The sequence below is a fragment of the Deltaproteobacteria bacterium genome (assembly GCA_019310525.1).
GTDB lineage: Bacteria > Desulfobacterota > DSM-4660 > Desulfatiglandales > HGW-15 > JAFDEE01.
Window position 1 is genome coordinate 1 of the sequence record JAFDEE010000068.1, and the last position, 12896, is coordinate 12896.

The window sequence follows — 12896 nt, forward strand, 5'->3', positions numbered from 1 at the left end:
CAAGAGCTCGTGCCAGAGGATACCGAAATACCGCAACCTTTATTACCATGATCTACCTGATCGCTGCTCCAATTGATATTTTACTTAAATCCACATGAAACGTCGAAGAGCCAATTACATTCACCGAAAAGGTGCAGTTCAGGAAATATCAGATTTATTCAAAATTTGTCACCCTTCGGGATTGCCGATTTTGCCGAATCTGCTGCGTTGTAAGGCGCTCGAAGTACTGAAGAAAGTACGTCTTCGCACCTTACGCCTTGCCTCTTCGGCAAACTTGGCAATTGCATAATCCGGGTTGAAATCACAAAACCACGAGGGCATCTACGGCCACGGGTTGTCGTCCAGCGAGAATGATGGGATTGACATCGATCTCCTTTACTTCATCGTTTTCAAGTCCGATCTTCCCCAGGGCTATGAGCGCATCGGCCAGTATTTCCCTGTCCGCTGCCTCCATGCCGCGAACCGCCCCAAGGATACGATGAGCCCGGATCTCCTCCATCATCTCCATGGCGTCCCGCCTCTCCAAGGGTGCCACCCGGAAGGATGTGTCTTTCAGGATCTCGGTGAAAATCCCGCCAAGACCGAACATCACGCAAGGACCGAACTGGGGATCCCTAGTCATTCCCATGGCAAGTTCCCGCTCTCCCCGGATCATCTCCTGGACCAGCACGGGGACTTCCGTGTCCTCCACGGCGGAGCGGATCCGATCAAAAGTCTCAAGGGCCTCCGTCTTATTCCTGATGTCAATCTGAACCAGCCCCTTTTCGGTCTTATGGGAGATCCCGGGGGAGCAGGCCTTGAGGACCAGTGGAAACCCGATTTCTTCCAGTGCTTCCTGCAACTCTTCCTCATTCACCACGAGCCTTTCCCTAGTGACCGGGATTCCATAACGGGCGAGTAACTGCTTGGACTCATACTCAGAGAGGGTCTTTCTGCCTTCTCTTACCGCCTGATCAATGATTTCCATTCCCTATCTCTCCTTCCACGATTAACGCTTCTCTTCCTTTCCCACCCCGGTGTCGCACCCTTCTCCACCCCGATCATACTCGGTTCCAGCAGATCCGGCTTTAACCGCCCCGCAATTCCAGAGGATACCCATGGCTGCGGCCGCCCTCTCGGGGGTGGAAAAATTGACCAAGGCCCCTGAATCCTCCAGGTCGCGGATCTCTTCGTCCCAGATGCCGGGCGGAGCCACGATACAACCGATCACGGGCTTTCGCTGTTTCCAGTCCTTCAATAATGGGGATATACCTTTGAGGGCGTCCCGATTAGCGGATGCGAACATCATCAGGAAAAGTATTCCATGGACGCTTTCATCTTTGAGTACGGCACCCACGATTCGGTGGATGGCTTCGGAATCGTACCAAGCAGGTCCCATGTCCACCGGGTTGGTCCTAATGGCCAGGGGCGGGAGGCAAGCGTTGATTTTCTCTTGGGTCTCCTCCGTAAAGGAGACCACCTTCAAGCCCCGGGCCTCGCAAAGATCGCACGCGGCCATCCCCGGGCCTGCTTGTCCGGAAAGGACTGCTACGTTGGGACCCACAGGAATAGGGCACCGGGAGAGGGCCTTTGCTCCATCAAGAAGCTCCTCGGTGTCCTTCACCTGAAGGATTCCTCCCTGCCTGAAGACCCCCTTGTAAACATCCCGACTCCCGGCCATGGAACCTGTATGGGAACTTGAGGCCGCATCTCCCACCCGGGCCGAGCCGGTCTTGTAAACGATTACAGGCTTTCTGCCGCGGTTCCTTCCCGCCGCCTCCAGGAGGTCTCGGCCCCTATCGATACCCTCCATGTAAAGAACAATAACACGGGTCAAGGGATCGTCCATGAGGTAGGAGAGGATTTCCGGGAAATCAATATTCAGCCGGTTTCCCAGACCCACGATCTTGCTGAATCCAAGCCCCGTCCTTTGTGCCAGGAAACCCATGAGATGGGACATGCCGCCGCTCTGGCTTACCAGGGCCACGTTTCCCGGCCTGATGAGGGAAAACTCCGGAGTGAAGGAGGCATTGAGAGAGGCATGAAGATTGATCATTCCAAAGGTATTGGGACCGATGACAGGAATTCCGGCCTTCTCTGCGATTCGGAAAATCTCCCTGTGTAAGCGCGTACCCTCAGGATCATCGATCTCTTTGAATCCCGCTGTGATGAGAACAATCCCCCGGATCCCTTTCTCTGCGCATTCCTCGAAGAGCATCGGAACCCTTCGAGCGGGAAGAACCACTACGGCCAGGTCGATCGGGCCGGGAAACCTTGCGAGGGAAGGATAGGACCTCATTCCCAGGACATTGGAAGAGCCGGGATTCACCGGGACGATATTCCCCGAAAAGCCCCCTTCCGTAAGGCTTTTCATGACGTGATAACCCAGTTTAGAAGGGTTATTGGAGGCCCCGACCACAGCGACGGATTCGGGATTGAAAAGGATTTCGAGGTTTCCCGTTTTTTTGTTCATAGCGGCCCCTCACTGTTTTTACCTTGATTGGAGAATCTTCAATATCTCAGCCGTCAATTCGTCGCTGTCAAAAGAAAAGGCGACCATTCCCCTCTCCACTTCGAAGGAGAGGAGCCTGCAGTCGTATTCCTCCGCCACGTCTTCAAGAAGTGCCTTGAACCTCACTGCCTCCGGATGGGAGGGTGAATCCACTTCCTCGGGGAAAAGATCAACTTCGATTATTCCTCCCATTGTCTCCTTTTCCCGATTACCTTAAAGGTGTACGGGTGTGAAGTATAAGCTTTTTAAAAGGTATTTCCAAGGAATTCGACCGGATTTATCATGGAAGTTACATTTGTGAGTCTCTCCCGGACTCGCCCGAAATGAGTTCCCTTCCTTGACTCCGCGGTTTCTGTGAGATAGCATGGGGTTCAAACACATTAAGATGAACGGAAACCCCGACGAGGTCGACATGGAGACCGGCAGCCATGGTCAATGTTTTCCGCGGTTGCGGTTCCTTGAGGACTCCCAGATAAAGCGGATTCATGGTGCCGTGCTGAGGATTCTCAAGGAGGTGGGAGTACGGGTCCACCACGATGAAGCCATTGAGCTCCTGGTCTCCAACGGTGCCAGGGTACAGGAGAAAAACCACGTTTTCATCCCTGAATTCCTCGTTGAGGAAGCCATCCGGTCCGCCCCATCCAGTCTGGTCATCTTTAATCGGCTCGGAGAACCGGTGATGGACCTGGGGGGACGAAGAATCTACTTTGGCACGGGGACCGACCTTCCAAAAACCATTGATCTTAAAACAAGGGAAATCCGCCACACTAAGGCCGATGATGTGATCGCAGCCGCCCTGATCGGCGACGCCATGTCCCAGATCGACTTCATCGGCTCTTACGGCCTGCCCCGGGACATACAACCCGGGCTTCACTACATACGCTGTTTCCAGCTCCAAGTGGAAAACAGCACGAAGCCCATTTTCTTCACCGCTGAGTCCGAAGAAGATCTAAGGGTGATCAGGGAAATGGCTGCGGCGGCGGTGGGCGGAAAAGAAAACCTTTACACCCGACCTTTTCTTATCCATTACTCCGAACCCACCTCTCCCCTGGTGCACTCCCGGGAGGCCGTCGCAAAACTCATTTATTGCGCCAGGACTGGAATTCCCGTAAACTACACCCCTGCCTTACTGGCCGGGAGCACCGGCCCCGTAACCTTGGCCGGTTCCCTGTGCGTCGCCGCCGCAGAGGCCCTTTCCGGACTCGTCATTCACCAGTCGGCCCTCAAAGGCGCCCCTATCATCACCGGTGTTGCCGCCACCACCATGGACATGCTCCATGCCACGGTCTCCTATACCTCTCCCGAATTCCGCCTCACCCACTCCGCCTATGCCGACCTGTTTCATCATTACGGCCTGCCCATCTGGGGAACTGCCGGCTGCAGCGACGCCCAGTTCCCGGATCTCCAGGCAGGGGCGGAATATGCCTTTACCTTGCTTAACGCAGCCCTTGACGGCGCCAATCTCATTCACGATTGTGGGTACATGGGGCAGGGATTCATCGGCGCCCCCGAGATGATCCTCTTCGCCAATGAGCTTATCGGGATGGTGAAACGTTACTTGAAAGGTTTCGAGATTAACGAAACCCACTTGGCCCTGGACGTCATCAAGAGCGTTGGACCGGGGGGGCACTTCTTGGGAGAGAAGCATACCCTCGATTTCTTCAAAAAGGAGCACTGGCGCCCAGAATTCTTCAATAGGGAAAATCTTTCCAACTGGCTGAAAAACGGCAAAAAAACCACCGATGAAAAGCTGATTGCGCGTGCCCTGGAAATCCTTGAAACCCACAGGCCCAAACCCCTTCCCCCGGAGGCCGAGGCCCGAATTGGGGACATCTGGCGGGCCGCCCTTGAAAAAAAGAGGAGTTGAACTTGGACATCATTGAGAAGATCTTCAACGCCGTCGTGGAGGGGAACGTGGATGACACGATCCTAGCCGTGGAAAAGGCTCTGGCCGAAGAAGGATTCTCGGCCTCCGATGTCCTGAGCAAGGGACTCATCCCCGCCATGGACCTTGTTGGGGAAAAATTCGCAGAGGCGGAGTACTTCATCCCCCAGGTCCTTTGGTCCGCCAAGGCCATGCAGGGAGCCATGGATCTCCTCAAGCCCCATCTCACCAAAGACCGGCAAGAGGAGAGGAACACCGTGGTCATTGGGACGGCCCGGGGGGACATACACGATATCGGCAAAAACCTGGTCGCCATCATGCTTGAAGGGGCCGGGTACCGGGTCATTGATCTCGGCGTGGACGTGTCTCCAGAGACATTCGTGGAAGCGGCCCTTGAAAACAAGGCCCGAATCATCGCAGTTTCTGCGCTCTTGACCACCACCATGCAGGCGATGGCGGAGGTAGTGGACCGAGTTCGGGAGAAGAAGGACCACTCTTTGAAAGTCCTGATTGGAGGGGCACCTGTGGATTCCGCCTTCTGCGAGGAAATAGGGGCTGATGCTTACGGGATCGACGCCGTGGACGGGGTAAGCAAGGTGAAGGAACTGATGGGGTGAACCGGTTGGGTTCCGGGCCCTTTTGCGGAACTCCCTATCCCTTCAGGAAGGATTGAATTGGGCGGTAAGGCCTAATGGGAAAAGATCTCTTGATATTGAGCCGGGAGCGGGTTGTTGTCTTTGACGGCGCCATGGGCACCATGCTCATGGCCGCGGGGCTTCCGCCGGGCCTAAATCCTGAGATGTGGAATTTAGAGAGGCCTGAGGCCGTTCTTGATGTCCACAGGAAATACTACGAGGCCGGCTCCGATGTGGTTCATACCAACACCTTCGGTGCAAACCCCTTGAAACTGGCTGACAGGGGCCTTTCAGAACAGACCGGGATCCTGAACAGGGAAGGAGCCCGTATTGCCAGGGAGGCATGTCCGCGGGGAAAATTCGTTGCCGGGGACATGGGTCCCACTGGCAAGATGCCCGAACCCCTCGGCGATGTACCCCTGGAAAAGATGGAAGAAGGATTTTTAAAGCAAGCAGAAGCCTTGCTTGAGGGGGGCGTGGATTTTATCAGCATTGAGACCATGTACTCCCTGGAGGAGGCCCTGGCCGCCCTGCGTGGGGCCAGGAGGGCCGGTTGTGATGTTGTTTCGGTCTCGATGACCTTCAACCGGACGAAAAGGGGGTTCTTCACGGTCATGGGAGAAAGCCCTGCCCGGTGTAGGGAGGCCCTTGAAAAGGAGGGAGTGGATATCATCGCCTCAAACTGCACCCTCGGCACGGGAGATATGATCGATCTGACGGCCGAACTGGCCGGAACCGGGGAAAGACCGCTCCTTATTCAACCCAATGCGGGAAAACCCGTTTCGAGAAGGGGGGTGATCACTTACGAGCAGAATCCTTCGGAATTCGCGGAGGACTGCAAAGATATCCTAGAGGCCGGGGCGACCATGATCGGCGGCTGTTGTGGTACCGGTCCTCATTTCATCCGCGAACTGGTTCGGGTCCTATCATCCGACCGCCGGTAACTGCTCTGCCGTTCTTCAAGGACCTGTATCCGGTTAGTGTAATGAGGGATTCCGTGATCTGATTTCGGCTGAACGGAGGAGGCGGAGTACAGCCCATCCGTTTTGAAACCGGCGAGCAGATCAAACCACCCAAAAACGCGATACCGGGGAATTTCATCTTCGGTGTCCCCTTACCTCCTATTGTTCCCCTTCCGTATGGATGGACATTTCGTCCACCTTTGAAGGGGGTGAATTCAACATCATGATCTTTACCTTGGAGGTGACGTATGAAAAAGGTGACCCTTGCCCTTACCCTGTTGGTTCTAACCGGCCTTATTTTCACTTCAAACCTTTCAGCCAAAACCTTCCGAATCGGCGAATTCCAAATTGTTTCCCATCCCGCCCTGGACAACGATTCCAGGGGCTTCAGGGCGGCCCTGATAGATGCGGGATTCGTGGAGGGAAAGGACTTCGTCATCGAGCGGCAGAATGCCCAGGGAGATCAGGCCAATTGTGCGATCATCGCCCGGAAATTCGAAGGGGACAAGGTAGACCTGATTCACGCAATCAGTACACCTTGCGCCCAGGCGTCCGTGAAGGCCAGCAAGAAGATTCCTATAGTCTTCTCCTCGGTCACCGATCCCGTGGCAACGGGCATCGTGCCCAGGATGGGGAAGACAGGAACCCATGTCACCGGAGTGAGTGATCGTTGGCCCATTACCCTGCAATGCCAGATGTACCAGGATCTCCTGCCCCACGCCAAGAGATGGGGGACCATTTACAATCCCGGCGATGTCAACGTCACCTTTCACATCAAGGAGATGAAGGAGGCCATAGAAAAAATGGGCGGCAAACTGATCGAGGCCCATGTCTCGACCAGCGCAGAGGTGATGCAGGCCGCTCAAAGCCTCGTGGGCCGGGTGGACGCCATCCACATCACTTCCGACAACACATCGGTTTCGGCATTCGAATCCATCGTTAAGGTCTGCAATGAAAACGACATCCCCCTGTTTGCCGGGGACAGGGACAGTGTTCCCCGGGGAGCTATAGCCGCCTACGGGCCGGACTATTTCCTGGTGGGTTATACGGCGGGTAAAAAGGCCGCCCAGATCCTGAAGGGTCAAGACCCAAGTGAGATCCCGGCAGGCCTTGCCTCCGACTACAGCCTCTGGGTCAGTCTGAAAAATGCCAAGGCCCAAGGGGTCAAACTCCCCAGGACCCTTATCAAGAAGGCCGCGGACAAGCTCTGGGACGAAGACGGAAAAGTCATCAAGGGAGAATAGTTCCATTTCCTGAAAACGGGGGCCGTAGTGCCCCCTTTCCTATTCCGATGGTGAATTCATGGTACTGAGCGGTTTCTTAAGGACGATTCCCGTTTCCTTGGAGCAAGGCCTGGCATACGGACTGGTGGCCCTGGGTATCGTGATCAGTTTCCGCATACTGGCCTTTCCCGATCTCACCGTGGACGGCAGCTTTCCTTTGGGTGCGGCTGTCGTGGCCCGACTGATCATTGAAGGTGTATCTCCTCTGACTAGTATATTCATCGCAATGGCTGCCGGGTTCATGGCGGGTTGTTTTACGGGAATCCTCAACACCAAGCTGAAGATCAACAGTTTACTGGCAGGGATTCTTGTGATGACGGTCCTCTATTCCGTCAATCTACGGATCATGGGCCGCTCAAACATCCAACTGCTTACCGTAAAAACCTTCCTGACTCCCCTTGAAAACCTTCCGATAAATCGGTTCATCCCCATTATCCTTTTCTTCTTCCTCGTGGCCGTGGGCCTCAAGATACTCCTGGACCTCTTCTTCCATACCCAGATCGGCTTTGCGATGCGGGCTACCGGTGACAACGAGCAGATGATTCGATCCCTCGGGGTGAACACCGACACCATGACGATCCTGGGACTGGGGATCTCCAACGCGTTCGTGGCCCTCTCCGGGGCCCTGGTGGCCCAGGATCAGGGGTTTGCGGATGTAGGCATGGGGATTGGAATGATCGTGGCCGGCCTGGCTTCCATTATTATCGGGGAGGCTCTTATCGGGAAGGTGAGCGTCCCGAGAAAAACCCTGGCGGCGCTCATGGGATCGATCATTTACAAGTTCATCATTTCCGTAGGGCTCCGAATGGGCCTGGCCCCAACAGACCTGAAGCTGGCCACGGGGATCATGGTCATCCTCGCCCTCGGCATACCGGCACTCAAAAAAGAAAAGGAAGGAAAACTTCACTTAAGAGGTGTATAGGCCCAAGAACCATGATCAAGTTACAAGGCATACGAAAGACCTTCAAGAAGGGCACCATTGATGAAAAGCTGGCGATCGACGGAATCACCCTGCATATCCATCCCGGTGATTTCGTGACCATCATAGGCAGCAACGGGGCCGGAAAAACCACTCTCCTAAACCTGATCGCGGGCACCATTTTCCCGGACGAAGGCGAGATAATCATCGACGGAACTCCCGTCACCCACTTGCCCGAGCATCGTCGGGCCAAGTATCTGGGCCGGATCTTTCAGGACCCACTCCTTGGGACTGCTTCCTCAATGACTATCGAAGAAAACCTTGCCATGGCGGACCTGCGGGGGCAACCGAGGGGCCTTAAGTGGGGAGTGGCGAAATCCAGGAAAGAATATTACAGGGAAATCCTTAAGATGCTCGAATTGGGCCTGGAGACCCGCCTGAAGGATCCCGTGAGCCTCCTCTCAGGGGGCCAGCGCCAGTCTTTGACCTTGCTGATGGCGACCCTCTCCCTCCCCAAGCTCCTCCTCCTGGACGAACACACTGCCGCCCTGGATCCCCGGACAGGGGCTAAGGTTATCGAGCTCACGGACAAAATCGTCCGGGAAAACAAGCTCACTACCATCATGGTCACCCACAACATGAACCAGGCCATTCGTTACGGGAATCGCATGATCATGCTTCACGAAGGGAAAGTCCGCTTCGACGTGGGTGGAGAGCAAAAGGCCGCCTTGACCGTCGAGGAGGTCGTGAAAAAATTCGGTTCCGACCTCAAGGATGAAACCCTGTTGTGCTGAAAAAGGGGAAACCTCGTTTTCCCCAAGGTACACACCCTCTCCGCCAGGGTTCTCCGGGAGAGCAGCCCACTCTACTCCCCAACCATCAACTGCAAAATGTAGCCGACCGATAACAGGGCCCCCATGAGTATGTGGGCCTTGATAGTTTTTGCGTTGGCCGGGACAAGGGCGGGCAGGTTGTCATAATTTGACCGAACGATTCTATAGGCTTTCCATGCGAGGGGCCCACTCAGGAGGCCCAGCAAGGCAAAGGGCGATACTCCACCCAGAAGTACCCCCAGGACAAGGGAACCGTAAGCGGCGACCATCAACAGCCCGTAGCCTGAAGCGGCTTTTCGGCGACCCAATCGAACCACGATCTGCCTCTTTCCAACGGTCCGGTCTGCTTTCATGTCTTGAAATTCGTTGATGTAGAGCACCGCCGCGATCAACACCGCCACCGGGAGAGAGGCTATGACCGCCTCCTTGGAGAAATGGAGTGTTTGGACATAGTAGGCGCCCAAAACCATCAATACGCCGAAATCCAGCGCCACGAATATCTCCCCCGCCCCGGTAGCAGCAAGGCGAAAGGGTGGCGCAGTGTAAAAATAACCCGTCAACACGCCGAATACTCCCAGCCACAATACCCCCAGCCCCCGGGCATAGGCCAGATACAGGCCGATCAATGTACCTGCCAGGAAAAATCCCATTCCCTGCCACAGCATTGTCCGGGGAGAGACAATGCCCATCTGGATCAGGCGACTGCCACCCGTAAAGGGAGAGGCAAACTCTTGGTTGACCTCGTCACTGCCCCACGTGTGATCAAAATAATCGTTGGTCATATTGACACCTGCATGAACGCAAACGGCGGCGATCATCACCAGCAGGAAATATCCCGGATGAAATGTCCCGGTCCGGGCCCAGGCAATCGAGGTTCCCAGTATGATCGGCAAGATGGAAGCCGTGAAGAAGGGGGCCCGGGTCTTTACGATCCACAAGGGTGGCATTTTTTGCACTGATTCAACCACTTGGTCTCCCTCCTTTTTTGATGCGGGTTATTTAGTGTCCATCCATAAATGAGAAAATTTGTGCAAGGTCAAGGAAGGCGAAAATTTTAACCGCAGGAATACATTGAAGTATTTCGAGGATTAAAATTTGAGCCTGACGCAGAGATCCATTTATGGATGGACACTATTTAACAGGCTGTTGAACCCGAATTATACATGACAAATTTCAATTTTTTATTTATAAACCCAAATTGACAACTGTCACGTGACAGTTTATAATTCATGCAATGATAGTAACATTTGCCGATAAAGAAACCCAGCAAGTTTTCATAGAAGGCAAATCCAAACGTCTCCCACCGAGTTTGCTCAGAAGGGCCATTCGACGGCTGGAATATATCCATTTGGCAACGGCCCTAAATGACCTCAGGGTGCCCCCAAGCAACCGATTACATGCCCTCAGGGGTGACAGAGAGGGGCAATATGCAATCTCCATCAACGAACAATGGCGAATATGTTTTCGGTTCATCAACGGTGATGCGTATGATGTCCAGATAACCGATTACCATTAGGGAGATATACAATGGCGATATCAAACACAGCGAAACGAAAAATCCCCCCGACACATCCAGGCGAAATGCTGAGAGAAGATTTCATGCCGGACTATGGCTTGACCACCTCATCATTGGCCGAGGCGTTGGGTGTTTCACGCCAAACGATCAACGAACTCTTAAGAGAAAGACGGTCAATCAGCCCCCTCATGGCTCTGCGATTGGCTCGTCTGTTCGGGAATTCTCCGGAATTTTGGCTCAACGCACAGCACGCCAGAGACCTGTGGAACTCTGAACAGCGATTCAACAAGGAATTAGAAGAAATTCAACCGCTCAATGCAGCATAATATAGGGCATTAGTTGCCGTCATTTTCTTATGACACTCAGGGCTGCCGGCCTATATCCTCCTCTTGCTTGAAAAATGTTATCCTCCCCAAAAAAAGAAAAGGCCAGTTTCTTATAACTAGCCTTTCTATTTGGTGGCCATCTACAAATGGCCGATTTTCGCGATTTCTGGTCGGGACGAGAGGATTTGAACCTCCGACCCCCTGAACCCCATTCAGGTGCGCTTCCAGACTGCGCCACGTCCCGCTGTAAAGTCAGTCAATTCTATAATACTTATGGACTTTGTCAAGGCCAAAATGCCCACCTGTTGCATCTTCCCCGGCCTACCTGGACCCTCAGCAAATCCCTCCTATTTTTACCCTTGGACAAACCTCCGAACACCCCCCACCCTGTTCGAACTTTGCCCTCCCCATGCCAAACGCCTCAGAGAGAAATACGTCCTTGAAAAAAGCCTGGATTTTAGTAACAATTTGACCACCTAAATGGTCATACCAGCTGCAGGGTACCTGCCGGGGGATCACCATGAGCCGCACCGATTGTATCTGCAACCGAAACATCAAGATCATCGCTGCCTATGTCAGGAGTAGACTGGGCCATCATGATTCCCTGTTTGATGGTCTTCCCTACCCCACGGATCATTATTCCCGCCCGGAAGACTTTTTCCTGAACGAGGACGAATGGACGACCTTCGAAATCTTTCATAGAATTTTTCGGAAGGCCAGGCATATGGTCGGGGAGCCCTATTTTTATTTCAACTGCGGCGCGTCTTCCGCAGCTCTCCGTTCCTGGGGTCGTTTCAACTATTTCGTCAGGTTATTCAGGAGCCCGAGCGACGGGTATAGGAGAATTTCCTTTTTCAATCAGAACTTCAACGATACCAAAGACATCGAAGTCATCGTTCCTCCATACAGGGACCGGGAATACGGAAGGTTTCGAACGATATTGATGGTGCGCTACCACAGCGACATCGATCTCCAGAAAGACTATATAAGCGATCCCTATCGCCGGGGAATCATTGCGTCGATTCCGACGATCTGGGACCTTCGTCCCGCGGATGTGAGACAGCCTCTGAGCGCCTTTGATCCTGTTATACTTTTAAACGAAGAAGAAGAATTCAAGCCCCTGGGCCTGGCCGCAAAGATTGAAGGGAACCGGTTGACCGTCAGGGATCCGATGGATGGAACGAGAAAGGTGGTTGGGGAGAAAATCATCCTTGAACCCGATTTCATCTCCGGGAAGCCCTTCTTCCTCGGGAAGTACCGTCCTCTTCCAGAAAGCGCTCCCGGCAAGGAAGAGAGAAGCAGAGCAGCATTGATCATCACCGAGACCCTGGTGGTCAACAACCGCATCATTCTTCGGGAGGGGGAAATCTTCAACGCCCCCTATTTCGTCCTGGATGTCACTTACGACGAACTTTCCCTGATCGAACGGTTCTCCCTGGCCCTGAGGGTCCGGAATGCCCCATCTGACACTGGGAAGGGGCTGATCGATACCATCAACCGTCTCAGGGAGACCATGGAGGCCCGCAACAGGGCCTACCATGAACTCGAGCAAGTCAACGCCCGTCTTATCGAGGCGAAAAAAAAGGTCGACGACTACGCCAGGAACCTGGAGCAGAAGGTTGAAGAGAGAACCATGGAACTCTGTCAGGCGAAAGAAGAACTGATGCGGCTCAATCGGGATCTCGAAGCCAAGGTGGATCGCCAGGTCCGGGAACTCAAACGTTACAGCGAATTACGGAGATATCTGTCTCCTAAGATCACCGAAAAAATTCTATCGAGCGGCGCCCCTTTAGGCGCTGAGCCTCAACGCCGAATGGTGTCCATTGTTTTTTCTGATATCCGGAACTTTTCTTCCCTTACCGACAACCTTGAACCAGAGGAGCTCTTTCACCTCCTGGACCGCTATCTTTCGGAGATGACGGCCATTGTCCACGCCTATGAGGGGACCTTGAACAAAATCATCGGTGACGGAATGCTCGTCTTTTTCGGAGATCCGGTCCCCATCCAGGATCACGCCCACCGGGCCGTCATGATGGCCGTGGACAT

At 54.0% G+C, this 12896-nt stretch carries 13 protein-coding genes and 1 tRNA gene; 9 read left to right on the forward strand and 5 right to left on the reverse strand.

Annotated elements, in window-relative coordinates:
- Nucleotides 1-301: 301 nt before the first annotated feature.
- From JRF57_12295 to JRF57_12305, 3 genes are read right to left on the reverse strand one after another with little or no spacing between them, the layout of a single operon-like run.
- Entirely contained in the window at nt 302-967 is a 666-nt protein-coding gene (locus JRF57_12295) for an acetate--CoA ligase family protein (protein ID MBW2304478.1), read from the reverse strand.
- A gap of 21 nt (nt 968-988) precedes the next feature.
- Nucleotides 989-2452 carry a CoA-binding protein gene (locus JRF57_12300; protein MBW2304479.1) on the reverse strand — a complete coding sequence of 488 codons (1464 nt, stop codon included), beginning with the start codon at nt 2450-2452 and terminating at the stop codon, nt 989-991.
- Nucleotides 2453-2470: 18 nt separating this feature from the next.
- Nucleotides 2471-2683, reverse strand: a complete 213-nt coding sequence (locus JRF57_12305) for a hypothetical protein (GenBank protein ID MBW2304480.1) — start codon at nt 2681-2683, stop codon at nt 2471-2473.
- Nucleotides 2684-2855: 172 nt separating this feature from the next.
- On the opposite strand from JRF57_12305, the gene JRF57_12310 reads away from it, so the two are divergent.
- The 6 genes from JRF57_12310 to JRF57_12335 all read left to right on the forward strand — a co-directional run bounded on the left by JRF57_12310 (nt 2856) and on the right by JRF57_12335 (nt 8969).
- Complete coding sequence (locus JRF57_12310; GenBank protein MBW2304481.1) at nt 2856-4358, forward strand: trimethylamine methyltransferase family protein; 1503 nt, start codon at nt 2856-2858, stop codon at nt 4356-4358.
- Nucleotides 4359-4360: 2 nt separating this feature from the next.
- Nucleotides 4361-4993: a corrinoid protein gene (locus tag JRF57_12315; GenBank protein MBW2304482.1), complete on the forward strand. Its 633-nt coding sequence runs from the start codon at nt 4361-4363 to the stop codon at nt 4991-4993.
- A 74-nt stretch (nt 4994-5067) separates the two neighbouring features.
- The gene (locus tag JRF57_12320) at nt 5068-5955 is read left to right on the forward strand and encodes a homocysteine S-methyltransferase family protein (protein MBW2304483.1); all 888 of its coding nucleotides are present in this window, start codon (nt 5068-5070) and stop codon (nt 5953-5955) included.
- Between the two features lie 266 nt (nt 5956-6221).
- A complete protein-coding gene (locus tag JRF57_12325; GenBank protein ID MBW2304484.1) occupies nt 6222-7217 on the forward strand; it encodes an ABC transporter substrate-binding protein in 996 nt (331 codons plus the stop codon).
- A gap of 58 nt (nt 7218-7275) precedes the next feature.
- A complete protein-coding gene (locus JRF57_12330; protein MBW2304485.1) occupies nt 7276-8178 on the forward strand; it encodes an ABC transporter permease in 903 nt (300 codons plus the stop codon).
- Between the two features lie 11 nt (nt 8179-8189).
- A complete protein-coding gene (locus JRF57_12335; protein ID MBW2304486.1) occupies nt 8190-8969 on the forward strand; it encodes an ATP-binding cassette domain-containing protein in 780 nt (259 codons plus the stop codon).
- A 71-nt stretch (nt 8970-9040) separates the two neighbouring features.
- Here the strand turns inward: JRF57_12335 and menA are convergent, their stop codons facing one another.
- Nucleotides 9041-9976: a 1,4-dihydroxy-2-naphthoate octaprenyltransferase gene (gene menA / locus JRF57_12340; GenBank protein MBW2304487.1), complete on the reverse strand. Its 936-nt coding sequence runs from the start codon at nt 9974-9976 to the stop codon at nt 9041-9043.
- Between the two features lie 266 nt (nt 9977-10242).
- On the opposite strand from menA, the gene JRF57_12345 reads away from it, so the two are divergent.
- Nucleotides 10243-10524 carry a type II toxin-antitoxin system RelE/ParE family toxin gene (locus JRF57_12345; protein MBW2304488.1) on the forward strand — a complete coding sequence of 94 codons (282 nt, stop codon included), beginning with the start codon at nt 10243-10245 and terminating at the stop codon, nt 10522-10524.
- An 11-nt stretch (nt 10525-10535) separates the two neighbouring features.
- Nucleotides 10536-10850, forward strand: a complete 315-nt coding sequence (locus JRF57_12350; GenBank protein MBW2304489.1) for a HigA family addiction module antidote protein — start codon at nt 10536-10538, stop codon at nt 10848-10850.
- 167 nt (nt 10851-11017) lie between these two features.
- Here the strand turns inward: JRF57_12350 and JRF57_12355 are convergent.
- Nucleotides 11018-11094, reverse strand: a tRNA-Pro gene (locus JRF57_12355).
- A 276-nt stretch (nt 11095-11370) separates the two neighbouring features.
- Here JRF57_12355 and JRF57_12360 point away from each other — a divergent pair.
- Nucleotides 11371-12896, forward strand: a 1526-nt coding sequence (locus JRF57_12360) for a hypothetical protein (protein ID MBW2304490.1), incomplete at its 3' end; no start/stop codon positions are given.

What these genes read in the sequence shown, in the direction of transcription:
- JRF57_12305 (MBW2304480.1), bottom strand. Translation starts at nt 2,683, where the DNA reads ATGGGAGGAATAATCGAAGTTGATCTTTTCCCCGAGGAAGTGGATTCA.
- JRF57_12325 (MBW2304484.1), top strand. Translation starts at nt 6,222, where the DNA reads ATGAAAAAGGTGACCCTTGCCCTTACCCTGTTGGTTCTAACCGGCCTT.
- JRF57_12350 (MBW2304489.1), top strand. Translation starts at nt 10,536, where the DNA reads ATGGCGATATCAAACACAGCGAAACGAAAAATCCCCCCGACACATCCA.
- JRF57_12310 (MBW2304481.1), top strand. Translation starts at nt 2,856, where the DNA reads ATGGGGTTCAAACACATTAAGATGAACGGAAACCCCGACGAGGTCGAC.
- JRF57_12320 (MBW2304483.1), top strand. Translation starts at nt 5,068, where the DNA reads ATGGGAAAAGATCTCTTGATATTGAGCCGGGAGCGGGTTGTTGTCTTT.
- JRF57_12295 (MBW2304478.1), bottom strand. Translation starts at nt 967, where the DNA reads ATGGAAATCATTGATCAGGCGGTAAGAGAAGGCAGAAAGACCCTCTCT.
- JRF57_12335 (MBW2304486.1), top strand. Translation starts at nt 8,190, where the DNA reads ATGATCAAGTTACAAGGCATACGAAAGACCTTCAAGAAGGGCACCATT.
- JRF57_12300 (MBW2304479.1), bottom strand. Translation starts at nt 2,452, where the DNA reads ATGAACAAAAAAACGGGAAACCTCGAAATCCTTTTCAATCCCGAATCC.
- JRF57_12330 (MBW2304485.1), top strand. Translation starts at nt 7,276, where the DNA reads ATGGTACTGAGCGGTTTCTTAAGGACGATTCCCGTTTCCTTGGAGCAA.
- JRF57_12345 (MBW2304488.1), top strand. Translation starts at nt 10,243, where the DNA reads ATGATAGTAACATTTGCCGATAAAGAAACCCAGCAAGTTTTCATAGAA.